Raw genomic sequence first — 24657 nt, 5'->3', positions numbered from 1 at the left:
CTGATCACGCAGGGCTGCGCGCCGAAAAAAAACGGGGCGATCATAGATCGCCCCCAAGGTCCATCGAGAGGTTCTGGCGCCCGTTAAAGGCTGATTTGTCTGCGCTCCTCGTCGGTCAACCGCGCCCGCGCCTGTTCGCTCAGCGGCCCGGCGCCCAGCACCTGCACAGGGCTGTCGGGGTTGTAGGCCGAGGTTTTCTGCTGCTCTTGCGGCTCACGCGGCACCGGCTCGGAGCCGAAGCTCAACACCTCCACGGTGACGATCGACGCCCGGCTCTGCCTGGCCGCCGCCTGCTGGCTGCGCGCGGCGTCTTCCGCAGCCTGGGAGGCGGCCGCCCCGGCGGCGCTGGCGGAACTCAGGGCGCCGGTATTGACCGTGGCCGTCACCGGCACGCCGCTGGATTTGCCCTGGGTCTGAATATTCGTCGCGTTCACCACGCGCAAGGCGGCGATGTTGACGTTGCCGGACACGCGAATGCCCGCCTCGCCCGCATCGATGGTGCCCAGCGGCGCGATCAGGTCGATATCTCCCGCCGGCACTTCCGGGATCGGGTTCAGGGTGGCGATCCCCGCCCCGGTGCTCGGTACCGACGGCGACAGGCCGACGTTGCCCCAGTTGTCATAGACACGCTTGGGCGGCGTGTACACCACGGTGGTCTTGGAGCCACGGCCGGCGTTGATATCGCCCTGGGCGGTCCAGCCCAGGATCGAGCCGCCGAAGGTGGTCATGATGCGGCTTTGCCCCAGGAGAATGCTGCCCATCGAGTACAGCTGGATATCCCCCGCGCCTTGGGTGATCACACCCGCCGTCGACGGTGGCGCCGCGCCTTCGATACCGAAGGTCTGGCTGCCGCCCGGAGTGAGCATCTGAATCGCTCCGCCAGCGTTGGTGTGTACACCCGAGCCGTTGAACAGAGTGATATCGCCCTGATACGTGATCGGGTTGCCGGCCACGTCCTTGGTCGGAAACAGCGCTGCAATCGCTGCGCGACCTCGCACGTAACTGCCCTGGCGCACGCCGCCGGCCTGGGTGTATTCGCGACCGGCGGCCTTGAGCTCAGCGAAATACACGTCGCGGGCAAACACCCGTTGCTGCTCGGCGGGCAACGCAGCGTAGTAGGCGCGAGCCTGGACGGTGTCGCCGACAAAGCCGAAGCGCTCGGCGAGCCAACTGACCAATTCATCGTCGTAGGTCTTGGCGACTTTGCCGCTCTGCAAGGATTCACCGGCCTGCGCCTGATTGAGCGGGTTCAGGTAAGCCTCGACGAACCGACTGTAATCCGGCCCACTGGCGCCCACACCGGCCTGCATAACGATGCTCGCGCCGGGGCGGTTGTCGCCCGGCAACACCGCGCCGAGGCTGGTTACGCTGTGCTCACCGCCGACACCGGTAAGCAGGATATTGCGCCCGGCCGAGACTTCCAGCAGGCCAGGGCCGGCCACCTGGAAGCTGCTGTAGAGAATGTCGCGCCCGGCGGACACGATGGAGATGTCCTGGGTCGCGTCGTGCATAAACAGGTTATTGCTCGAACGGCCAAACATCATGTCATCGCCGAACGCGCGCCCGCTGCTGACGATATCCCGCCCGGCCAGCATGCGGACCGGGCCGCTGCCTTCGTACCAGGTCTGACCTTCATGCAAGCTGCCAGGGGAGGTGTCGAACCGAATGATCCGGCCACTGCTGACCCCCACCAAGTCGCCGTCCATGGCATAAAACCGCGCGGGCTCGCCACGCCCGCCGGTGGATGCGGACGTGGTGCCGGGCCCGAACGCGAACAGCGCGCGGGCATCCAGGTTACCGCTGGCCGACAGGTTGCTCGCCACCACCTGGGTGCCGAGCATGCCTTGGAAGGCCGGATTCCAAGGTGTCGCCATGGCGCTGCCAGCGGTGCCGGAGCGGCTGACGGTCATGCCGCCAGCGTAGATTGAATCCTGGGCGAGGAACTGCAACTGGCCATTGTCGGCGGGCGCCAACAGCAAGGGGAACATGTAGGTGTTATCGCCGTTGGCCTGGGCCTCGGCCGCTTTACCGTAATACAGGCTGCCGCCGGCGGCGGTGGCCCTGAGGATCGAGGGATACACCACCGCCAAGTCGGGGAGCGCGTCGATGCGGCTGAAGGGCGTGAGGTTGCCGCCCAGGGAAAACAGGTCGATGGCCGTGTCTCGGGTCCACAGCGTAAACCAGCTGGAACCGCCGCCAAGTGAGGCGCCTTGGGCAAACGGCGACACATGGGAGAGCACCACCCGGCCTGGGTCTTCGACGTTCTGCACCACCAAATCACCCAGTGTCTGCAGGTTGAACGTGGCATCACCGGGGACCAGGGTCATGCCGCCACGGGCAACGCCACGGGTCGCGACCTGCGGGTCGAACGCGCGGGTTTCACCCGGGCTTTGGCTTCGCGCCGTGCTGCCGTACAGCAGGTCGACACTGCCCACGGTCGCGCTGCGCAACTGCACGTCGCCGCGCAGGTTGACCAGCACGCCGTCACGGTGGTCCGTGGTGGCGGCCACGCTGGCGGGGTTCAGCGCGCCGCCGATGCGGACACGCAAATCGCCGCCACCGGTCAGCTGCTGGCTGCCATCGGCGGCGATCCGTCCGGTACTGCCGACGGCCAGAACCAAGCCCTGGCTGTGGGGGTTCACTTCGGGGCGATAAACGCTGTACCCCAAGGTATCCAGCACCCCGGCGTTGCCGCTCACATTGACGTCCAGGTTGCCGCCGCCCAGGGTGCCAAAGCCGGTGAAACCGAGCAGTTTGTCCGCCGCCGCGGTGGCGGTGTAACTGCCGAAGTTGATCCACCAGGCCGTCGGTTGCGCCGGCCCGCCCGTCGCCACGGCACCGCTGCCCTGGCGCCATAGCCAATTGCCGACGGCCGCCGAGTCGACCCCGACATCCTTGGGGTTGGGGCGCACGCTGCTGGCTACGCTGCTGGTGATATGCCCGGTCAGGTCACCGCCCACATTCAGGGTCAGATTGCCGCCGGCCTCCGGGTACCAAGCGCGGTACAGACTGGTGGACGAGCCGTTGACGAACTGTTCGAAGAAGCTGCCGGCGTCGTTCAGCACCGTGCTGGTCAACGGATCGGCGCCCGCCCGCTTTGCCTTCGGCAGGTTGTAGGGGTCACCGGCGAAGGTGCCGGTCGATGAGGTGCCCGCGGTGTACACGCCGAACAACGAGTCCATCTGCAGGTTGCCCGCGCTCAACAGTTCAAGGTCGCCGCTGCCGGTGCGGATCACACTCCAGCGCGTGCTCGACGGCGTGGCGCCGTATTCGGTCTTGTTCTGGGCCGCGCAGTATTCCGGCAGTTGGCCGCACACCTCGTCCACCCCCGGCAATTGCAGGTCGGCCAGGAATTCATTGGTGATCACCGCCCCCACCGGAATCACGATACCGGCCTGTTCCAACAAGTCATCGGCCGCTTTCTGAGTCCACACGTAGGTGACTTTCATTGCGCAGTAGTCCGGCGAACTGGCACAGAAATCCTCGATAGAGCCCGCGCCCAACACGTCAAGCAACGATTGCTCGATGGGGTCACCTACCTTGACATCCACACCGGCGCCACTCAGTTCAGCCACCGCCAGGGCGGTCCAGGTCTGAACGCCCTTGCTCGGCAATTGCTTGGCGAACATCCCGTAGTGGTTGTCCGCCAAGTGCATATCGCCACTGCGCGGATGAGCTTGCAGCAGGCGGCTGTCCGCCGCCTCGGTATCGGCGCCCGCCACCAGGCGCAAAGACCACGACTGGGTACCTTCGGCCAGCATCGGCGAAATCGCCCAGACCTGCCCGGCCGGGCCGGAAACCCCGACGCGCAGGGCGACCGAGGTCGCATTGTTGGGCAGTTTCACATCGGTCCCAGCCGGGATCAGTGCGCCCTTGGGCAAGGCTTTGCTGCCACTGAGCTGCACCGTGTTGTTGGCCGGGTTCGCCTGGTGTATCGCCGGCAGCGGCACACCCTTGGGCCAGGTCATACCGTCCAGTCGGGTGCCTTGGGCCAACAGTGTGCCGGCGCCCAATTGGGTGCCGATCGCCAGGGTCTGCGCCTCACGCAACAGGGTGCCCGCAGCGAGCAACAGGTTGCCGCCGGCATCGCGCACATCGGCCGAGACCACGCTGCCCGCTGGCAATACCAGCTCCTGGCCCAGCGTCGCGGCCACCGGCAAGCGGGTGCCGGCGGCCATGGTCAGCGCTTTGATAGGCAGGTCGTAATTTAACGTGCTACCGGCCGGGAACGCCGTGCCATCGGCCAGGGTCACGCCGTTGCCCGGCACCACGATGGTGCCGCCGCTGAAGTCGACGCCCGGTAGCAGCACCCAGCCTTTGTCATCCTCGGACACCGGCGGTTTGGCGAAGCCATCGTTGAGGCTGCCGTAGATATTCAGGTCGCCGCCGGCGCGCAGGGTCAGGCTGCCGGATTCACCGGAGCCGTAGACCGCGTTGTCCTTGACGCTATGGGGGTTGAGGCTGGCATAGCGGTAGCCGGACAGGTCCAGGTCACCCTGCACCACCAGGTCGCCATCCAGGGTTTTACTGACGATTTCCACCCCGGGGCGCAGGTGGAAGGCATCGGCGTAGGTGGCGTTGTTCAGGCCGGCGAGTTTGTTATCCAGCAGGTTCTGGTTGAGCAGCGCCGCATTGATAAAGGCGTCGCTCAGGGCGTGTTTCTGGTCCAGGTAGCCCTGGGTGATTTCCTGGTACGGCCTGCCGCTGGCGGTCGGGTCGGTTTTTTCCGGCGCATCGTCATAGCGCGCCATGCCGTTGAGGGTGATGGAGCGCGCGCCCTGGATGGTCAACCGCCCGTGAGCGTCGATGGCCACGTCATTGCTGCTGCCATCCGGGTTGATCAGGCGCGGCGCATTCAGCTCCAGGGTGCCGCGCGGGCGCCCGTCGTTGCCGCTGGCGGCAGTGCCGTGGCGCAGGTCGATGCGCACGCCGTCGGCCAGGGTCAGTTGGCCATCGCCGGACCCCAGCACCACCATGGCACGGTTCGGCGCGTCGATGATCTTGCCGTAGCTGTCCACCCGCAACTTGCTGCCGTGGGCATCGAGCACGGCGCTGCCGTCCAGGGTCAGGCCGTGCTTGCCGGCCAGGTTGATACTGCCGACGCGCTCGCCGCTGGCATCCACCAGGCCAGTGACCCGCAGGCTGCCGTTGTCCACCGACACACTGATGCTGCCGGCCTTGAGCCCATCGCCGATGGTCAGGTCGCCTTGTTTGAGTTGGAAACTGCGCGCGCCGAACACCTGGCCCTGGTTCAGGCGTTGGTTGAGGTCGGCGAACTGTTGGTCCAAGGCACCGCTGCTGCCCAGGCGCTGCGCCTGGATCTCCACGCTGCCCGCCGGTTGCGGCATCGAGGTGCCGCCGGCGTTGAAGTAGCCACTGCTGCTGCCGAGGATCTTGCCTCGCAGGTCGACGATACCGCCCGCCGCATCCGTGGCCACCGCGCGCAATTTGCCGGCCTGGTTGTGCTGGGCCGACAGGTCGATGGTCGAGCCCGCCGCCTGCAGGATATTGCCGCTGCGGCTGTCCAGCAGCACGTCGCCGCCCCAGCCGTATTGGGTCACATCGTTGAAGCGCATCGCACGGCCGGCCACATCGATCAGGGCGTCGTCGGTCAGCACCAGATCACCCCGTGTACTGAGGCTGACTTTACCGCTGGGCAATACCACCGCACTGGCCACGCGCAGGCTGTCGCCTTGCAGGGACAGTTGTGCGCCCTGGCCGTTGGCGTTGCCACGGGGGCCTGATGACGCACCGATGTCAATCGCACCGCCCGCCTTGATGTTGTTCACCGAACCGGCCTCACCGGTCATCAACGGCGTGCGAATGGTCAAGTTGCCGCCGCTGTACTGGTAACCGCTGACCGGGTCATAGGCACCCTGGCGCTGGTACACCGACAGGCTGCCTTTGTGGTTGGCGGTAATGCGTTCGCTGGCGTTGAGATTCACCGTGGCAAAGCCCAGGGCCAACCGGTCGAAGCTTTTCACGTTGCTCGGCTGACCGAAGGCGCCATACCCGAACTCAATGCGCTCGGCGTTGATATCCAGGCGCCCGCTGCCGGTGCCCGCACCGCCCGTTACCACTGCGCCCGGGGCCTGGGTGGCGCCCAGCCAGATCAGATTGGTGGTGTGCAGGGTCGCCACGTCGTTGGCGTCGCCGGCGCCGTACAGCGCCGGAGTGGACAGCATCAGGTTGCTCAGCAGCGATTTGCCGGTCAGCGGGTCATAGGTGTCGAGGCTGGCGTTGCCATACAGGTTGAACCCGTCGCGCGCCGACAGTTGCAGGGTTTCCAAGGCCGGGGCGCCGAGTTGCGTGTCGCCGCGCAGTAGGCGGTCGAGCAGTGCCTGGTTCAAGGTCAAACCGGCCGGCAAGCGGTTGCCGGCGGCCGCCGCGGCCAGGGCTTCGACGCTGCCCAGGTTGATGGTGCTCACGCCCAGGTTGAGGTGACGGGTGCCATAGCGCACTGGGTCGCCCAGTTGGAACGTGCCGTCGGTCAGGGCCACGATACTGCCCTCGGAGTACAGCCCGGTCTGGCCGACGCAAGATTGGGCAGCGCAGGCGCCGACGTTGATCCCCTCGCTGATCACACCGCCGGGCCGCGAGGCACTGACCACGTTGAGCAAGCCGTTGGACACCCCGAGCATATTGGCGACCTGATAAATAAACCCGTCGCGGGCATCGTAGCTGGCCTTACCCCGGCCCAAGGTGTTGAGGGAGGCGCCCTGCTCCACCACGATGGCGCCGGTGTCGCTGACCAGGAACACTTCCGGCGCCGCCAGGGTGGCACCGGCCCGCACAGTGATGTTGCTGTTGGCGGCATTCACCCCGCTGGCCAGGCTGATGAAGTTACCCGACTGACCGTAATCCACCACCGTCATGCCGCCGATCATCAACCGTGCGGCACCGATAGCATTGAGGGTGTCGGCTCTGAGGCTGATGCCGCCGAAACCGGCGGTGGCAGACGCCTGCGGCGCCACCACCTCGATACCCAGCCGGCTCTGGTCGAGCACCGCGACCGTACCGCCGTAGCCGCCGGTGGCGGCGTCAAAGCGCCCGATACCGTTGAATGAAAACCCGTCGGCCCCCGCGCCGGGGCGCAGGGCCAACTTCAGGGTTTTGGCGTCGGCTTCCAGCAGAGGGCGCGGTACGCCCAACCGGGCGGCATCGGCCTTGGCGAACTGGGCGTAACTGGTTTCGTTGTATTGGGAATAGCGTCGCAGGGTGTCCGCCGAAGTCAGGATCAACGGGGTGGCGACGCTGTTGCGGATGCCGGTATGGGCAATCGACAACTGCCCGGAGGTGGCCCATGAGCCGTTGCGCATCAAGGTGGTCGCGCTGTCGCTGCCCAGCCCCGCCAGGCCATTGATCTCCACGCGATAAGCCCCCGGCATCAGCGCGTAGGTGGACGGCATCAAGGTGTAGGTGCCGGCCGGCAAGCCCGGCACCCCGGCGCCGATGGTGACCTGTTGGCCCACCAACGGCGCCACGGCACCGCCCTCGGCCGCTACCGGCGCCGCACCCGGCTGCGCCCCCGGCACAATGGCGTAGATCGGGTTGGTGGACAGCCCCGGCAGCACGAACCCGGCACTGGCACCGAACTGCACCAGGGGGTTGTAGCGCGCATCCGTGGAGCCGCCGCGTCCGGAGATAAACCCGGCGCCCAGCAGCTCGCCACCGCCCGACAGATCGACGACCGCCCCCGACTGCACGGCCACCGACTGGCCGCCCAGAATCACGCCGACGCTCAGGTCGCTGTTGGTATTGACCAACCCACCCTGACCGAGAAAGGTCACGGTCTTGCCGTTATAGGTGTAGACCTGCCCGTCCAGGGTGCCGCCATAGGGCAGCACCAACCCCTTGCCGCTCACCGAAGTGACGCTGCCCGGCAGCAATTGCACCTGGCTGCTGCCCATGCTGCCGATATTGATCAGGCCCAGCGGCGCGCGCACCACGCCGCCTTGCTTGACGGTGGCGGCGCCCAGTTGCAGGCGCCCGAACGCCGAATACGGCAACGCCGCATCCGTGCTGCCGACGCGGCCAAGGGTCAAGCTGCGCAGCGGATTAAAGTCCAGGCCCTGGGTAATGGTGCTGGACTCACCGAGGTAGCCGGCAATCACCCGGGCACTGACGTCCGTGGCGGGGTACACCTGCGCCGCGCGCAAGGTCATGTCGCCCTGGGTCAGCAACTGGGTGCTGACGCCGGTGATGATGTCGTTCACGGAAGTCCCCGCCAGAAAGCGCAAGTCGCCCTGGCTGGTCAGGTTGACCTGGTCGAAGCCACGGCGCTCAAGGCTGGCCTGGCTGGCGTCGGCGCGGTACAGACTGCTGCGGTTACCGAAGATCACATTGCCACGCACTTCGACCAACTGCCCCTCGGCGTTGAACTGCGCCTGAGTGGCACGCTGGGACGGCACCGGCAGCACCGGCACCGGACGTACGTAGAAATCCTTGCCGCTCTCGGGGGGCGGCAGATAGCCCGCCAGCAGCAGGTGCGGCGCCGACAGGTCAATGCGTGCCGTGGCGGCGGCGTTGTCGCTCAGGCCATAGCCACGGCTGTACAGACGCAGGCTCTGGCCCATATTCAGGCGGATGTCGCCGTCAAAGCTCAGCAAACCATTGCTCAGCAGCGCGAGGTTATCGAAGCCGCCGGCCTGGACTTGATCCACGCCCAGACGTGCGTGCCCATAGTCCAGGCTGTCGGCCGCCGCTGCGGGCGTGCCGGCCAGAGCGCTCGGTGGATGCCCTTGGCCGAGCACCAGTTCACGCACCTTGAGCACCCGGTCAGCGACCCCGGTCTTGGTGTAATACGGGCTCTCCAGCGCCAGGTTAAGACTGCCGCCCGCCGCGCCAGCGCCACCGGCCCTGGCCATCACGCTGCCCTCCAGGTACAGGCCGTTGTTGGAGGCCAGGCTGATGCTGCCGCCGTTGCTGGCTACCGACACCGTGCCCTGCCCCGGCACCGTCAGCTCGGCTTGGGTGCCGGAGGCGTCCAGTCGTGCGCCGTCGCGGACTACCACAAACAGGTCGCTGGCCTTGGCCAGGCCGGTGTTCAGGTCCAGCGTGCCGCCCAGGCTGATGCTGCCGCCGTCACGCACCACGCCATAACGGCGCCCTTGGCTGTCCACCGCCGTGGCTGCCCGCGCTGCCACATCGATCAGTGCGTGCTCGCCAACCCAGATCGAGCGGCCATGACCGGCCGCATTCACCGCTTCCGAAGTGGCTGCAGTCAGCCCCTCAAGGCTGACGCTGCCGCCCCAGGCATTGAGCGTGCCATCCATTGTCAACTGACCGACGCTGCGCAAGTTGATGGCCTGCCCAGGATCGACGTTGATCACCGCCCCCTGGCCCACGGTCAAGGCCGTGCTCGCCAGTTGCGCCGCCGTGGCGAATACATTGCCGGCGGTAAGGCTCAAACCGGCGCCGCGACGCTGGGTCAGCACGCCTTTGGCGGCATCTTCCTGATACAGCGGCGAGGTCCACTGCTCCAGGGCCGTGGTCGGTGCGTCGCCGGTCGCCACCGTGGATGCCTGCGCGCCCAATCGATAGGTCGGCAGGCTGACATTCACTTGAGTGCCGTCGGTGACGATCAGCCCTTCGTTGCCGGTGATGTCGTAGGCCGAGAAGCCCTTGTCGAAGAAGTCGCCGGCCAGGTGCAAGGTGTCCGGGTCCATCGCGCCGACACGGTTGCCGATCTGCACCGTGCGCGCCTGCAAGGCCAAGGTGCCGCCGCCATTGACGCCATAACCGCGCACGTCGCCATCCAGGGCCAGAGCGCCGAGGGCGCCCAGGGTCACGTTGCCGCCTTTGCCGCCGATCAGCTTGCCGTCTACCCCCAGGGTGGCCCCGGAGGACACGTCCACCCCGCTGCCGGCCGCCAAGTTCAACTGGCTCGAACTGCGCAGCGAAACCTTGCCGCCGTTGATATACGCCAGGCCGCTGCCATTGCCGGGTTCCAGCAGCAGGTTATTCCAGCGCCCGCTGGTGTCGAGTTTGACGCCTGCGCCCAGCGTGACCTGCGCGCCACCGGCCAGGGTGGTGTCCTCGACCACGCCGGCCTTGAACGGGTTGACCTGGCTGAGAATGTTGCCGGCGTTAAGGCTGCCGCCGTGGGCCGTGAGGTTGGCATTGATGTCGACGCGCGGCCCGAACAGGGTGATATCGCCGCCGTCGGCCACGCGCAGCGCGCCATTGACGCTGACCTGCTGGCGAGCCGCGACCTTGATGGCGCCCAACGGCGCGGCATTGAGCAGGTCGCTGTCGAGCACGATCTTGCCCTGGCGGTCGGCCGGCAATGCATTGGCGAGGTCCAGGCCATCGGCAATCGCTTGCGTGTCGTTTTCGAGCGTCACCTGATCGGCGTTCGCCCCCAAGGCGTAGCGCAAGGTGCCGTTGGCTTTGTTGTAGAACGGCGTGTACTGGCCCACGATCAACTGCGCGAGCTGGGCCATGGCCTTCTGGGATTGCTGGTAACCGTCCAGGTTGGGCATGGGCGCCTGGGTCTGGCGGTCACCCTGGAATACATCGCTGATCAGGCGGCCTTCCAGCACCGCGCTGGAGGTGCCGACCACCAGTTTGCCGGCGTCCCGGCCCACGGTGTACCCGGCCTCATTGCGGCCTTGGGGGGCGATCAGCGGGTTGTAGTAATACTCGGTCTGGCCCCAGCGCACGCTAGTGTCTTCGTAACCCTTGTAGATACCGGAATAGAGAATGTCGCCGGGCGCTTTGGACAGCTCGTACAAACGCCGATTCGGCCCCTTGAGCCAGGTCTGGCGGATATAGCCGCCTTGCACGTCCACAGTGCCGCCCGACAGATTGATCTGCGCGCCCTGTTGGGTCACCGCTTCCTTGCCGGTAAAGGTCACGGTGCCGCCCTGGGCCATCCATTCACCCACCGAATGGCCCTGGGTGCCAAGGTAACCGCCGACTTCCAGCAGGCCACCGGCGGTGTACCAGCGGTCGGTGGCGTAGCCATTGGTGCCGGCCGGCACAAACACCAGGTCGCGTAGGTCGACCCACACATCGCTGTTGATCAGTTGGCCGTTGTCGCGGTTGACCGACGCATCGCGCTGCTCGTTACCCTGCACGTTGATCTTGATGTTGTTGGCTTCCATCGCCACCTTGACGCCGACGGCCCCCGATACATCGATCATCGCCCCGTCGCGCACCAGGCTGCGCTGGCCGGCACTGACGGCCACCTGGCCGCCGGTGGCGAGGGTGATCGAGCCCTTGCGGAAATCCACAGTGCCGCCGCTGACGATCTCGATCCGTGACTGGTCCGTGCGGTCGGCTACCGCGCTGAGGTGGTTGAACGCGCCGCCGATCAAATTGGCGGGGCTGCCGTCGAGTTTGATCAGGCCATTGTCTTTCTGACTGTTGAGTGCGGTGCTGCCACTGGCGTCCAGCAGGATCGCGGTGGTGCTGCCCTCCCCCAGGCTGACGCTGCCGCTGCTGTCGCTGGCCGCGTTGAGCAAGTGCACGGTGCCGCGAGTGTCCACCGAGGTGCTGGCCAGGGCCACGCCGTTCTGCTGCACCTGATGGCCGGTCAGGGTGACGTCGCCGGTGGACGCCATGATCAGGCCGCTGTTGGTCACCGCTCCCGCGGTGCTGCCCGCCTTGAGGCTGGTGGCGACTTCATTGCCACGGGTGGTGGAACGCTCGTTACCCGCCGTGCCCACGCCTTTGCGGATGTAGAAACTGTCACCGGCCGCCAAGGTAGTCTGGCCCTTGGCGGTGATGATGATGCCGGCGTTTTCCACGTCGCTGCCCAGCAGCAAGGCATAGCCGCCGGCGTCGGTGGAGGTGGCGGCGTTGTGGGTCTGGATCAATGCGCCGCGCTGCACCTGGACCTTGCCCGCCGCGTCGGTGAATGTCGGTTGGGTGCCATTGGTGTCGACATACAGGCCGCGCTGGGTGAACTGTTCATCGGTGATGTTCGCCGCCGCCGCTACCAGGTTGCGCACGTTGACCTGGCTGGTGCCGCTGAACACCACCCCGTTACGGTTCATGATCATCACCGTCCCTGCGCCCTTGATCTGGCCCTGGATTTCGCTGGGGCGAGCCTGGGCGTCGTTGACGCGGTTGAGTACTGCCCAGGTGGACTGCTGCTGGAAGTCCACCGTGGTGTTGCGCCCGACGTTGAAGGTTTCCCAATTGAGGATCGCCTTGTCGGCGGTCTGCTCGATGCTCACCGTGGTCTTGCCGCCGGCCTGGGTCTGGGTCGGCGCCTTGGCGTTGGTCCAGCCCTGGGTCAGGCTGTTGTCCACTTGCAGGCCGCCTTTGCCCAGGCCATCGGGAACCGTCGACACCTGGCCGAACGCCGCTTGCCGGCCGGCGGCCTGAGCGGCCTGCTGCGCCGCAATCGCCGCGACGCTGGTGTTCAGGGTGCTGATGGAACGCGCCAACTGCTGATTGACCCGCGCCTGCTGGTTCAGGGTCGGCACCGACGGCATCTGCCCGGCACTGATGCGCGCCGCCGTGGTCGCCTGGGTCGCCCCCTTGGCCGCGAACCACGCCGGACTGAACGCAGTCGCCGCCGAGGCGTTGCCCGCCACCACCCATAAGGCGATGACCTGCGCCAGCGGCTTGAGACGCAACACAGTCTGGGCCCGTGAGCCCTGGACATTCAGCTTAAGCGTGGGTTTGCAGCGGACCATCGGGACACTTCCTTCTTTGTTATCGCCAGGAGCAACACAGGCTCACGTATGAGGGTTAGGCGGTTGGCGAGAGGCCGGACTGAACTTCTGTCACGCAAAGTTCATATACGGCTGTTAGCGCAAAAAAAAATCAGCAACGGCACGGGCCGTTGCTGATTGGTAAAGCGATGCTGAACAGCGGGGGTTACAGCGGACGACCGATGGCGTTGCACACGCTGGTGTTGCCGATGCCTTGAGCGCTGGTGGCGGTGGCGAAGGTGTCACGCACGGCTTTTTTCCAGTTCGCTGGCAGCGGCACGAAGCGGTTGTTGTTGATGGCGGTGTCGTTGTTCACCAGGCTGCCGTAGTGGCGGTTGAAGAAGCCGCGCACTTGGGTGGTCTGGGTCGCATCGGCATAGCACTGGCTGAAGATCAGGTTGGTGAAACCCAGGATCGGATAGCCGCTCGAAGGGTAAGCGAAGGTGGCTGAGCCGCTGGCCGTGGCCGCGAAGACCGGTACCCAGTTGTCCTGGTTGGTCGCGTCGATGAACGAGCCGTCAGCCCGCGCTTCGGTGGGCGCAGGAATCTGGCCGATGGCGGTCGACACGTTGGCAGGCGCAGGGGAAACACCGGCGACTTTGGCGACTTTGGTGGCGTCATCCAGGCCGGCCAGGGTGGTCGCGGCGTAATCCGGGCTCATGTAGGTGATGCGACCTTCCACAGCGTTCAGCGCGTCCATCACGCCTTGGCTACCGGCGGCGGCGACAGCGGTCGACGGCAGGCCACCACCGTAGCTGGACGAGAACGTGGTGGTCACGGCGAACGGTTGAGCTTCGGCGCACTTGGCGTTCAGGAAGCGCGTGAACAGTTCAGTGGTGCCGCTGGACTCGCTGCGATACACCAGGGTGATCGGGCCGGTACGGCCAGCGCCGGTGATCTGGCTCCAGTCGGTCAGGCGGCCGGAGAACACACCGCACAGCTGGCTGACGCTCAAATCGACGGCGTTGGCGCCCGCCTTATTGAACGGAATCGCCACCGACGTGGCCACCGACGGCACCTGGATCAATTTGCCCCAGGTCGGTTGCTTGTTGGTTTTGTAAGCCAGCAACTCAGCGGCGCTCAGCTTGGAATCGCTGCCGGCCCAATGCACGTTCTTGTTAGTCACGCCGGCCACGAACTTGGTGTAGTCGTTGTTCAGGAACGCCGACTTGCCGTTGCCGCTGCCCACACCGATGTAGGGTGCGAAGCCGGTGGTGAGTACGCCAGCGGTCTGGTACAGCGGTTGTGGCAGCGTGGCGCCGCCGCCGTTGATGTCCGCCATGGCCGCCTGGGCCGAGCACAGTGCAGCGAGGGTCATGGATACCGCGAGAACGTTGCGCTTAAACATGAAGAATCTCCTTTCATCGTGTTTGTACGTTTGGGGTAGATGGCTCTTGCATGACGCCATGGCTTCGGACCCAGGCCGTGTTCCGGGGGTGGCGAAGGCGGAGGCCATGGGTAGGAAATTTCGCAGCATCCGATGACAGCTAAAGGAAAAAACCTCGGGAGAAAGCGCTTGATTTTGAAAAAGATTCTCGGGTGTTTCGGTCATCGTTTTGAGCGGTTTGGGCGCCGCCGAGCGCAATGGTTTTCGCCACTGGCCGCAGGGCCATGCATGGAGTTGAAAGATGACGGAATGAGGAACCCGAGCTTGGCCCCGCGCCATCGGGAGCCAGGCAAAACCCGGCGCGTATCAGGTGACCAATTGGTTGATTTCGATGATCGGCAACAGCACCGCCATCACGATCACCAGCACCACCGCGCCCATCACCACGATCATCAGGGGCTCCAGCAGCGCGGTCATACCCATGGCGCGACGTTCGATGTCCTTGGACAGGGTCTGTGCGGCGCGTTCGAGCATCGGCGGCAGCGACCCGGTTTTTTCGCCACTGGCGATCAGGTGGATCAGCACCGGCGGAAAGACTTTCTCCACCGCCAGCGCCGGCGCCAGGTTGACCCCTTCGCGCACCTTGGCCGTGGCGTCGCTCACGCATTGGCTCAGGCGCTCGTTGGACAGGGTTTGCCGCGCCGCTTCCAGGGCGCGCAGCAACGGCACGCCGGCACCGCCGAGAATGGCCAGGGTCGAGGCAAAGCGTGCAGTGTTCAAGCCCAGCACAAAGCGCCCGATCAGTGGCAAGCGCAGCACGCGGCTGTGCCAATTGAGGCGCGCCAGCGGATTGCGTAGGTACAGGCGCCAGCCCCAGAACGCACCGACCAGGCCGCTAAAGCACAGCCAGCCCCAGGCGCGAATAAAGTCGCTGGCGTTGAGCATGGCCAGGGTCAGCCCCGGCAGGTCCTGGCGTGCCTGGGAGAACGCGCTGACAACCTGGGGCACCACGTAGCTGAGCAGGAAGATCACGATGCCGATGGACACCAGCCCCACCACGCCGGGGTAGATAAACGCGGTAAGGATCTTGCCCCGCAGGTTGTTGCGCTCTTCGATGTAGTCGGCCAGACGCTCCATGACCTGGGCCAGGTCGCCAGACTCCTCCCCCGCTGCGATCAGCGCGCGGTAAATCGACGGAAAATCCCGTGGCCGCGCAGCCAGGGCATCGGCCAGGCGCATGCCGCCGCGCACATCGGTGCGTACCGCACTGAGGGTCTGGGCGATGTGTTTTTTCTCGGCCTGCTCCACCGTGGCGCTCAAGGCCGCTTCCAGGGGCAGGCTGGCACCGAGCAGACTCGCCAGTTGCCGGGTGGCCCAGGCCAGGTCGTTGTCGGAGAGCTTGGCAGTGAACAGGCCGCCGCCTGCCGTTGCCGGGGTTTGCTCCTGTAACGCCAGCACGGTCAGGCCGCGACCGCGCAACAGGCTGAAGGCCGCGCTCTGGCTGTCGGCTTCGGTTTGCCCGGTCTCGATGCGGCCGCTGGCATCGGCGGCTTCATAGCGATAGCGATTCATCCGGCGTCCCGGGTCACGCGCAGGATTTCTTCCGGCGCGGTGGTGCCGCTGCGCACCCAGCGCTCGCCGTCTTCGCGCAGGCTGAACATGCCGGCGCGGCGTGCCGCCACTCGCACGTCCTGTTCCCCGGCACCTTGATGAATCAGCCCGCGCACCGCATCGTCGACATAAAACAACTCATGGATCCCCGTGCGTCCGCTGTAGCCCACCTGATTGCACTGCGCACAACCCACCGGGCGCCAGGTGCCCGGCGCGGTCGGGTCCGGCTGCTTACAGTGCGGGCACAGCCGCCGCACCAAACGCTGGGCCAACACCCCCAGCAACGACGACGCTAACAGAAACGGTTCCACGCCCATGTCCACCAGGCGGTTGACCGCCGACACCGCGTCGTTGGTGTGCAGGGTGGCGAGCACCAGGTGCCCGGTCAGCGAGGCTTGCACGGCGATCTGCGCAGTTTCCAGGTCACGGATCTCACCGATCATGATGATGTCCGGGTCCTGGCGCAGGATTGCGCGCAGGGCCAGGGCGAAGGTCATGTCGATCTTGGCGTTGACCTGGATCTGGCTGATGCCCGGCAGGTCGTACTCCACCGGGTCTTCCACGGTGAGGATATTGCGCGTGCTGGCGTCCAACCGCGCCAGGGCGGCGTAGAGGCTGGTGGTTTTGCCGCTGCCGGTGGGGCCGGTCACCAACACGATGCCGTGGGGCTGGCGGATCAGCGTATCGAGGCGCACCAGCAACTGCGGGTCCATGCCCAGGGTTTCCAGCTGCAAGCGCCCAGCCTGTTTGTCGAGCAGGCGCATCACCACGCGCTCGCCGTGGCCGGTCGGCACCGTCGACACGCGGATATCAATCGGCCGCCCGGCCACACGCAGGGCGATACGGCCGTCCTGGGGCAGGCGTTTTTCGGCGATGTCCAGCTGCGCCATGATCTTGATCCGCGACACCAACGCGCCGTGCAGCGCCTTGCGCGGCGACACCACGTCGCGCAGGGTGCCGTCGACGCGGTAGCGCACCACCGAGTGGCTTTCATAAGGTTCGATATGAATATCGCTGGCCTCGTCCCGCGCGGCCTGGGTGAGCAAGGCGTTGATCATGCGGATCACCGGCGCGCCGTCCTGGGTGTCGAGCAGGTCGGTGATCTCGGGGATGGCCTGCATCAGGCGGTCGAGGTCGACTTCGTTTTCCGCCGCGCCCACCACAGCGGCGGCGCTGCCGGTGTCGGCGTAGGCCGTGGCGAGCAGGCCGTCCAGTTCGTCGTCGCGCACCTGCTCCACGGGCGACTCGCCGAACTGGCGGCGCGCTTCACCGATGGCCCAACCGGGCGTCGAGGGGCACACGGTGAGCAACAGGCCGCTGTCACCGGGGCGCAGCAGGATGCGTTGGGCCTTGGCCCAGGCGTAAGGGAGAAGGCTCACAAGGCATCTTCCTGACCGAGCGCGGTGCAAATATGGGAGCGGGCTTGCCCGCGATAGCGGTGGATCAGTTTGTCCATCTGTGGCTGAGACACCCTCATCGGGGGCAAGCCCCCTCCCACATTTGGATCTTCATTTAACTTCATGGTCGTGCGTCCACCGGCACTGCGCGGATAGCAGCCCTCGGCCCCGGTTGCGCGCCCGGAATCGCCTTCTCCACCGCCGGCAACTGCGGCGCCTGCACATCCGGCATGGCCCAACTGTGTTCCGGTTGCAATGCGCCCTGGGCGCGGCGCATGAAGTTGTAGCGGTTCACGGTAATGCTGCGCCCGGCGCCGCTGTCGCGGATGATGTAGGGCCGCAGGAACACCATCAGGTTGGTCTTGTTGACGCTGCGCTTTTGATTGCGGAACAGCGCCCCCAGCCCGGGGATATCCGACAGCCACGGCACCGCGTCGTTGCTCTGGCTGTAGCCATCCTGCAACAGGCCGCCGAGCACCATGATCTGCCCGTCATCCAAGAGGATGCTGGTGTCGATCGCGCGCTTGTTGGTCACCGCGCCGGCACTTACGGTTGCCCGCGCATCCAGGCTGCTGACCTCTTGATAGATATCCAGCTTCACCGTGCCGCCTTCGGAAATCTGCGGGCGTACGTTGAGCTTGAGCCCGACCTCTTCGCGCGTGACGGTCTGGAACGGGTTGTTGCTGGTGCCTCCGCCGCCGGTCACATAGCTGCCGGTGACGAAGGGAATGGTCTGGCCGACGAAAATACTCGCAGCTTCGTTGTCCAGGGTCAGCAGGTTCGGCGTGGACAACACATTGGTGCCGCCTTTGCTTTTCAACGCACGGGCCAGCACCTTGAGGTCCAGCACTTTGCCGATCCCCGGGATATCCACGGTGCCGTCCACCAGGCCGATATTCAGGCCCTTGGGCAGCACGTCGATACTGGTTTTGCTGGCGGGGCTGCCATTGATACCAGTGCCGCCCAGGTTGACGCCGCCGAACCCACCTTTACCCCCCAGGTTGCCGGCCTGCCATTGCACGCCAAACTCGGTGGCGTCATCTTCCCCTACCTCGACGATCAGGCTTTCGATCACTACCTGAGCGCGACGCTGATCGAGCATATCGATCACCTCACGCAGGTTGCGGTACAACGGGTCCGGCGCGGAGATCAGCAAGGTATTGGTGGTGGCGTCGGCCTGGATGGTCACGCCGCCGGCACTGAACGCGGTGTTCTGATCGCTGGCGGCGCTGGTGCCGCTGGTTGCGGTGGTGGCGGCGCCGGTTTGCCCATAAACCGGCTGCACGCCGCTGCCGGTGGGCGCGCCGCTGCCGGCCGGGGCTGCGCCGCCAGCTGTCGTGTTCAGGCTGTTGCCGCCCATGGCGCTGAGCTTGTTGCGCGCTTCATCACTGACCCCCGACTCACTTTCGCCGGTGAGCAACCCACGCAACGACTGCGCCAGTTTGCCGGCCTGGGCGTTGCGCAAATACACCACATGCATATTGCTGGGGTTGCTCTGGGCATTGTCGAGTTTGTAGATCAGGTTGCGCGCCAGCTCGGTGCGCTCGGGGCTGCCGGCGCGGATGATGATGGCGTTGGAGCGCGGGTCGCCCACCACATTGATCTTCTGGGTCGGGTCCGCGCCCTGGGTCTCCAACAGTTCGGCGACCATGGCTGCGATGTCCACCGCGATGCCGTTCTGCACCTGCACCACATCGGTGTCGATGGCACTGGGGGTGTCGATACCGCTGATGATCTGCGCGACGCGCGCGAGGTTGTCGGCGTAATCGGTGATCACGATGCTGTTATTGCCGGGGTATGCGTTGATCGGGTTGTTTGGCGACACGATCGGGCGCAGCACCGGGATCAGGTTCACCGCGTTCTCATATTGCAGGCGAAAGGTGCGGGTCTGCATGCCGCTGCTGCCGGCGCTGTAGATCGGCCCGCCGAGCAGCTTGGCATCCGCCTCCGGCACCACTTGGGCCACGCCGCCCACATCCACCACGCTGAAACCTTGCATGCGCAATGCCGCCAGCAGCATGTCGTAAGCCTGATGGGCCGGTACCTGGCCTTCGCTGACCAGGGTCAGGTTGCCTTTGACCCGAGGGTCCACCAGGAATTGCTGGCCGGTGGCACGGGACAACGCGCGCACCACCGCCTGGATATCGGCATCGACAAAGTTGAGCTGCACCGGCTGGTCCCCCAGCGGGTTGCGCACCTTCACGGTGGCCGGGGCCTGGCCACGGGCGCTGCTGGTCACCGCGTGTTTGACCGGGGGCCTGGCGGCCGGCTCGCGTTGGCGATCCAGCGCGGTTGCACCGCTACGGCGGGTGTCGGCCAAGGGCTGGCCGAGTTCGCTGTCCACCAGCAAGGGTTTGTGCGCCTCCTGGGAACTGCACGCACTGAGGGCCAGCAACAGCAGCGGCGCAACGGTGCGAAACGGGGGGACTGACCACTTCATGAAGCGTCCTTAGCGCCAAGCGCCTGATCCATGCGAACGGTCCCGGACACAGTGCCGGCCGAGTTGTCGACGGCATCCCCGGCACGTTGTAGACGCGCCTCGGACACCTCCAGAGAAAACGTGCGTACATTGCCCAGCAGCCAGCCCAGCGCCGCGTCGGCCGGGGCATTGTCGAAGGTCAGGCGCCATGCGCCGGGGTCCAGAGTCTGCAATTGGTAATGGCCGCGCAGACCGGCGCCATCAAGGGCCTGGCGCAGCGCGTTGTCGTCGGCGACCTGGGGTGCGGCCACATCCTGCAGCAGCACCTGCAAGGCCTCGGCCTGGGCGCGCAGCTTGGGGGTTTCGGCCTGCCAGTAAGCGATTTTTTTCAAGGCCGGCTGCACCAGTACCAGCCAGGTCAACAGGCTGGCCAGCAGCAGCCCGGCACCGATCAGCAGGCGTTTTTCACGCTGGGCCAGAGCGGCCCAGAACACCTGGGCCTGGCCGCGCACGCGTAGCCACTTATTCATCGCTGGCCTCGGCGTTCTCGACAGGTTGTGTGGGGCCGATGCTCCAGCCCTGCTCATCGCGCGTGGCGGCATACCCGGCCTGGGCCAACGCCGCTTGCCATTCCCCCGGCTGCGCCGGCTGACGACTGCCGGCCAGCAGCGCCAGGTGCAGGCGGCCTTGCTCGAAGGTCAATTGCTCAACACTGCCGACCATAAACGGCAGGTGGTTGCCGACCAGTTGCAGCAAGGCGCTGAAACGTGGGCCGGTGTCCGTACCGCCCTGGCGCGCGGCCAATTGTTGTCGCGCCTGCTGCAAAGGGTTGAGCACCACCGGCAATTCGGGAAACGCCTGGCGCACTTGCTGGCTCATCTGCGTCTTGAGCCGTTGGCCCGCGTCCGCCTGGCGGGCAGCGTACAAGTTGAGGCCGAGGGTCCAGAGGGCGACGGCCAGCGCGACGCACGCCAGCGCCCTACCCCAGCCGGCGCCCGACGGTTGGCTTGGGCGCGCCTGCAAGCCCCAGCCGGGTAGCGCACCGCTCCAGCGCTGCGCGGGCTCCAGCGGGGGCGTCGCCAGTGGCGGCAAGCCCAGCGGATGCACCGTCGCCAGGTGCAGGCTGTCGCGACTCAGGCCGTAGCCGTCCTCTAACGCTGCGCCGCCCACCGGCAAGGCATAGGGCGCCGGATACAGACCGCGCAGCTTCAATTGTGCCTGGCTCAACACTTGATCCAACCGCGCCAGCCCGGCCTTGGGCACCCAGCCCACCTGCACGCGCCCATCGCTGCCCCGTGGGCCGTGAGCGACGTGCATCTGCTCCAGCGGCCCCAGCACCAGCGCCTGCGCCGCGCAGGTCACCGCTGCATGGGTTTTGCTCGGCGGCAGCGGCGGCAGATCCAGACAGGTCAGCAGGCTGTCGCGCGGGTGCAGAAAACAGTCCAAGGGCTGGCGAGTCTTGCCCAGTTCGGCCAGGCTGGCCTGCCCGTGGGCCACCACCGCGCCACGTTCAAGCCAGACGAAGGTCACCGGGCTGTCGACACTCAGTTGGTCGAGGGGCGGCAAGCCGATACGCAGGCGCTTCATGCCCCCACCCGCGACCAGATCACTTGGGGCTGGCGGTTTTCCGGGCGGTGCAGCAAGGCGTCGAGGGTTACCCGGCGCTGTTCGCGGCGGGTCTGGCCTTGCAGGCGAAACCACTCACTGGTGATGCCCACCAGCACCGACTCCACCGCCACCTGGGGCAAGTGCAGGCGGTTGACGAAATCGCCACGGTTGATAAACCAGCGCCCGCCGTCCCGTTCGGCCACCAGCGCCTGGGCCTGGCTCAGGCTCAACCCCGGTACCACCGCACTGAGCACTTCGGCGCGGGCGGTGTTGCCGTTGACCCAGGTGACCCCGGGCAACACGCTGACAAACCCCTGCATGCGCTGCAACAGCAGCGGGTCGAGCCCTTCCACACTGCTCAGGTCGTCAAGGTTGCGCAGCATCGGGTACTTGGCCGGTTGCTCGGTTTGGTCATACGAGGCGATCACCCGCTGACTGATGCGGCGACTCAACGCCCCGTCGACGCCGATCAAGCCGCACAACCGTTCGAAGTTCTGCACCTGCTCGGCATCCGGCCGCCCCCGGTTGACCAGATTGCGCAGGTTGAACTTGCCCTGCTCGTCTTCCAGGCGCCCTTCAAATAGGCCTTTTTGAGCACGCGCCCACGGTTGGTCGAGACGGGTCAGCACGTCCTTCTGACGCGCCTCCCATAGCCGCTGCCGACTGTCCTCCAATGCACCGAGCAATAGCCACTGGCCCTGGATACGCAATTGTTCGGCCTCCAGGCTGCGGGTGAACACGCGCTGGCGCGTCAGCAGGCCGGCGGCAATCACCGCCACCACCGCCGCGATCAGCAAGGCGCTGATAATCGCGATGCCGCGCTGCTTCGCCGTCATGGGCGAATGCCGTTTCATGGCGGGCCTTACAACTGCCAGGAGCCGATATCGGCATTCACACCGTCGCCATCGGGTTGGCCGTCGGCGCCCAGGGAGAACACGTCGATTTCACCATTGGCACCCGGGTTGAGGTAGTGATACGGGTGGCCCCAAGGGTCGTTGGGCAAGCGGTCGAGGTAGGCACGCCAGTTGCTGTTCTTGGCATCCGCCGGGCGCTCCACCAGCACTTTCAGGCCCTGGTTCATGCTCGGGTAAGTGCCGTGATCGAGGCGATAGAGCTTCAGCGCCTGCATCAACCCGCCGATGTCCTGCCGGGCGGCGGTGGCGCGGGCCTGGTCCGGACGGTCGAGCACTTTGGGCACCACCATTGCGGCGAGAATCCCGAGGATCACCACCACCACCATGATCTCGATCAGGGTAAAACCACGCTGGCCGCGAGGACTGGGCAGTGGGCAGGTCAGGCGCGCGATATCCATCTCGACATTCCTTGGGGTGAGTGCAGTTCGGGGCGCAGTGTTGCAAGAAGACATGTCAGTCGTATTGAAAATCCTCGGGAGTTTCGGTCGCCAATCGGTCAACTCGCCGCGCTAGTCTGCGGGCCTGTTTCCGGGCTTGGAGAGCGCCATGCACGGCTATCGCCACGCGCAAGGTTTTACGTTGATTGAAGTGCTGGTGGCGCTGGCGATTATCGCCGTGGCCATGGCCGCCGCCGTGCGCGTGGCCGGGGTGATGACCCAGAGCAACGGCCTGCTGCGGGACAAGTCCATGGCCTTGCTTGCGGCTCAGAGTCGCCTGGCGGAGCTGCGTCTGGAGGGGCAACTGCGCAGTGGCAGGAAGACCTTCGACTGTGATCAGGGCCGCTTGAAATTACGCTGCGAGCAGACCATCGAACGTGCGGGCCCGCTGTATCAGGTGCAGGTGCAAGTACTCGACGCCAGCCGCGAGGCGCCACCGCTGGCGCGCCTGACCACCCAGGTCAGGGCCGAGTGAGCGGCGCCAGCGCCGGCGCATCCGGCAATTTGTTCATCTTGACCTGCAGGGTTTCGCCGCCGCGCTCGATCTGCACCGCGTCGCCTTCAATGAGCGTCAAGCGCACCCCTGGGGCGAGGCGTTCGCCCACCTGGAAACTGCGCGGCGGGCCGTCGTTGAGGCTGAGGATCGCCACCGCGCCACGGGCCCCGGCCAGCACCCCGGTAACCTTGACCTGCACTGCCGCCGGCGTGGTGGAGAACCATTGCAATGCCGGGTTATCGCTGCGCGCCGCCAGGGCCTGGGGCGTGGCAGCGGGCGTATGGGATTCGGCGGACGTGAGCAACAGCGGCGTCCACACCACCACAGCAGCCAACGCGGCCAGCAGCGCGCCGAGCTGCACGCCGTGGGCTGCGCAAAAACGCAGGGAAATTGCCATGAGCGGGACCTCCTGTTTGTCCGTGCCATCAGCCTACCGCGCAATTCGCACGTTTTTATTTCACAAACACCCTGACTTACCGGGCACCGACCGATGAACCAACGCGGCTTCACCCTGATCGAGCTGATGGTGGTGCTGGTGATCATCGGCATCGCCAGTGCCGCCATCAGCCTGAGCATCAAGCCCGACCCGCTGCACCTGCTGCGCCAGGACGCCGAACGCCTGAGCCAATTGCTACAAGTGGCCCAGGCCGAAGCCCGCGCGGACGGTCGCCCGATTACCTGGCGCGCGGACGCCAAGGGCTTTCGCTTCAGCCGCCGCAGCGACGATGGTTTAAGCCTGGACACCTTCCAAGGCGATCCTCAATTGCGCCCGCGACCGTGGCAAAGCACGCCCATGCACATCGATATCGAGCCCCGCCAAACCCTGGTGCTTGACGCCGAATGGATCAAGCCGCCGTTGCGAGTGCTGCTGTCCGACGGGCAACACCGCCTCAGCCTGCAACGGGACGCCGCCGGTGTGCTGCGCGTGGTGAGCGCACCATGAACCGCGCGCAGCAAGGCTTCACCCTGATCGAAGTGATGGTGGCGATTTTGCTGATGGCGGTGGTCAGCCTGATCGCCTGGCGCGGCCTGGACAGCGTCACCCGCGCCGATCAACACCTACAGGCAAGCACCGAACAGACCGAAGCATTGCTACGGGCCTTGAACCAGTTGGAGCGCGACATCAGCCTACGGGCCAGCGTGGAATTGAGCGTTCCGACGGACGAAACCAAGACCCCGGACGGACTGGCCGCGCTGACGGTGCGCAGCTCCGACACCAAGGGCTTCAGGCTAGAGGTGATCCGCAGCGCCGCCATCCCCGGCACTGGCTTGCAACGGGTGCGCTGGTGGCTCAAAGGCGACGACCTGTACCGCGCGGCCGCGCCGGCACGCGCGCGCTTTCCATTGCCGGCGGCCAAGGATGGGGTGCTGGTATTGAGTGGCGTCAGCGACTTGCAAGTGCGGGTATGGGAAGCCGACAAAGGCTGGCGCCAACTGAGCGGCAACCGCCGCGATGACCCGTTGGGGCTGGAGATCCGACTGGTCAGGCAGACACCTCAAGGCGTGGAACGCTATCGCCAGGTGGTGGGGCCGTTGCGGTAGCGTTTCTGCCCAGCAAGAGCAAACTGTGGGAGGCGGCTTGCCCCGATGAGGGCGTGTCAGCTGATACAGGTATGGCTGACCCACCGCCATCGGGGTCAAGCACCCTCCCACAGTTAAATTCCTCTGGGCCACCAACCTGTAGCTCGGTGCATTTGGCCCCGATAGCCATAGATCTCTACACAGGTTTCAAAGGCTGAAATAACTCTGTGGTGAGCGGGCTTGCCCCGCGCTGGGCTGC

The 24657-nt window shown here is 66.0% G+C and carries 13 protein-coding genes; 3 read left to right on the top strand and 10 right to left on the bottom strand.

Annotated elements, in window-relative coordinates; all coding sequences use genetic code 11:
• Positions 1–83: 83 nt before the first annotated feature.
• The 9 genes from QRN41_RS25130 to gspG form a co-directional block, all read right to left on the bottom strand.
• A complete protein-coding gene (locus QRN41_RS25130) occupies positions 84–12650 on the bottom strand; it encodes a filamentous hemagglutinin family protein (protein WP_167418376.1) in 12567 nt (4188 codons plus the stop codon).
• A gap of 184 nt (positions 12651–12834) precedes the next feature.
• Positions 12835–14016 (bottom strand): substrate-binding domain-containing protein, encoded by a 1182-nt coding sequence (locus QRN41_RS25125; protein WP_034138697.1) that lies wholly within the window; start codon positions 14014–14016, stop codon positions 12835–12837.
• Between the two features lie 345 nt (positions 14017–14361).
• Positions 14362–15567 carry a type II secretion system inner membrane protein GspF gene (gspF, locus tag QRN41_RS25120; protein WP_034138698.1) on the bottom strand — a complete coding sequence of 402 codons (1206 nt, stop codon included), beginning with the start codon at positions 15565–15567 and terminating at the stop codon, positions 14362–14364.
• Positions 15564–16985 (bottom strand): type II secretion system ATPase GspE, encoded by a 1422-nt coding sequence (gene gspE / locus QRN41_RS25115; RefSeq protein ID WP_167418377.1) that lies wholly within the window; start codon positions 16983–16985, stop codon positions 15564–15566. The genes gspF and gspE overlap by 4 nt, the downstream gene beginning before the upstream one ends.
• 139 nt (positions 16986–17124) lie before the next feature.
• A complete protein-coding gene (gene gspD / locus QRN41_RS25110) occupies positions 17125–19443 on the bottom strand; it encodes a type II secretion system secretin GspD (RefSeq protein WP_167418378.1) in 2319 nt (772 codons plus the stop codon).
• Positions 19440–19952, bottom strand: a complete 513-nt coding sequence (locus QRN41_RS25105; protein WP_167418379.1) for a type II secretion system protein M — start codon at positions 19950–19952, stop codon at positions 19440–19442. The genes gspD and QRN41_RS25105 overlap by 4 nt, the downstream gene beginning before the upstream one ends.
• Positions 19945–21009 carry a type II secretion system protein GspL gene (gene gspL, locus QRN41_RS25100; protein ID WP_167418380.1) on the bottom strand — a complete coding sequence of 355 codons (1065 nt, stop codon included), beginning with the start codon at positions 21007–21009 and terminating at the stop codon, positions 19945–19947. The genes QRN41_RS25105 and gspL overlap by 8 nt, the downstream gene beginning before the upstream one ends.
• Positions 21006–21884, bottom strand: coding sequence for a type II secretion system minor pseudopilin GspK (gspK, locus tag QRN41_RS25095; RefSeq protein WP_167418381.1), 879 nt, complete (start codon positions 21882–21884; stop codon positions 21006–21008). Before gspK ends, gspL begins: the two co-directional genes overlap by 4 nt.
• Before the next feature lie 8 nt (positions 21885–21892).
• Complete coding sequence (gene gspG, locus QRN41_RS25090) at positions 21893–22342, bottom strand: type II secretion system major pseudopilin GspG (protein WP_034096914.1); 450 nt, start codon at positions 22340–22342, stop codon at positions 21893–21895.
• Between the two features lie 148 nt (positions 22343–22490).
• Here gspG and gspI point away from each other — a divergent pair, with 148 nt between their 5' ends.
• Positions 22491–22856, top strand: coding sequence for a type II secretion system minor pseudopilin GspI (gspI, locus tag QRN41_RS25085; RefSeq protein WP_034113028.1), 366 nt, complete (start codon positions 22491–22493; stop codon positions 22854–22856).
• On the opposite strand, the gene QRN41_RS25080 is transcribed toward gspI, so the two are convergent.
• On the bottom strand, positions 22843–23274 hold the full coding sequence (locus QRN41_RS25080; RefSeq protein WP_167418382.1) for a type II secretion system protein N: 432 nt from the start codon (positions 23272–23274) through the stop codon (positions 22843–22845). The two genes, gspI and QRN41_RS25080, sit on opposite strands and share 14 nt — an antisense overlap.
• A gap of 93 nt (positions 23275–23367) precedes the next feature.
• Here QRN41_RS25080 and gspH point away from each other — a divergent pair, with 93 nt between their 5' ends.
• Positions 23368–23820: a type II secretion system minor pseudopilin GspH gene (gene gspH / locus QRN41_RS25075; RefSeq protein WP_167418383.1), complete on the top strand. Its 453-nt coding sequence runs from the start codon at positions 23368–23370 to the stop codon at positions 23818–23820.
• Positions 23817–24419 (top strand): PulJ/GspJ family protein, encoded by a 603-nt coding sequence (locus tag QRN41_RS25070; RefSeq protein WP_034113026.1) that lies wholly within the window; start codon positions 23817–23819, stop codon positions 24417–24419. Before gspH ends, QRN41_RS25070 begins: the two co-directional genes overlap by 4 nt.
• Positions 24420–24657: the final 238 nt, after the last annotated feature.

It is taken from the genome of Pseudomonas sp. efr-133-TYG-23 (genome assembly GCF_030209215.1).
GTDB lineage: Bacteria > Pseudomonadota > Gammaproteobacteria > Pseudomonadales > Pseudomonadaceae > Aquipseudomonas > Aquipseudomonas rhodesiae.
Note: the sequence above shows the minus strand (reverse complement) of the source record. Positions and strands in the feature narration are given on the sequence as shown.

Bases quoted from the DNA above. Each gene is read 5' to 3' on its own strand.
- QRN41_RS25130 (WP_167418376.1), bottom strand. From the start codon at position 12,650: ATGGTCCGCTGCAAACCCACGCTTAAGCTGAATGTCCAGGGCTCACGG.
- QRN41_RS25125 (WP_034138697.1), bottom strand. From the start codon at position 14,016: ATGTTTAAGCGCAACGTTCTCGCGGTATCCATGACCCTCGCTGCACTG.
- gspF (WP_034138698.1), bottom strand. From the start codon at position 15,567: ATGAATCGCTATCGCTATGAAGCCGCCGATGCCAGCGGCCGCATCGAG.
- gspD (WP_167418378.1), bottom strand. From the start codon at position 19,443: ATGAAGTGGTCAGTCCCCCCGTTTCGCACCGTTGCGCCGCTGCTGTTG.
- QRN41_RS25105 (WP_167418379.1), bottom strand. From the start codon at position 19,952: ATGAATAAGTGGCTACGCGTGCGCGGCCAGGCCCAGGTGTTCTGGGCC.
- gspL (WP_167418380.1), bottom strand. From the start codon at position 21,009: ATGAAGCGCCTGCGTATCGGCTTGCCGCCCCTCGACCAACTGAGTGTC.
- gspK (WP_167418381.1), bottom strand. From the start codon at position 21,884: ATGAAACGGCATTCGCCCATGACGGCGAAGCAGCGCGGCATCGCGATT.
- gspG (WP_034096914.1), bottom strand. From the start codon at position 22,342: ATGGATATCGCGCGCCTGACCTGCCCACTGCCCAGTCCTCGCGGCCAG.
- gspI (WP_034113028.1), top strand. From the start codon at position 22,491: ATGCACGGCTATCGCCACGCGCAAGGTTTTACGTTGATTGAAGTGCTG.
- QRN41_RS25080 (WP_167418382.1), bottom strand. From the start codon at position 23,274: ATGGCAATTTCCCTGCGTTTTTGCGCAGCCCACGGCGTGCAGCTCGGC.
- gspH (WP_167418383.1), top strand. From the start codon at position 23,368: ATGAACCAACGCGGCTTCACCCTGATCGAGCTGATGGTGGTGCTGGTG.
- QRN41_RS25070 (WP_034113026.1), top strand. From the start codon at position 23,817: ATGAACCGCGCGCAGCAAGGCTTCACCCTGATCGAAGTGATGGTGGCG.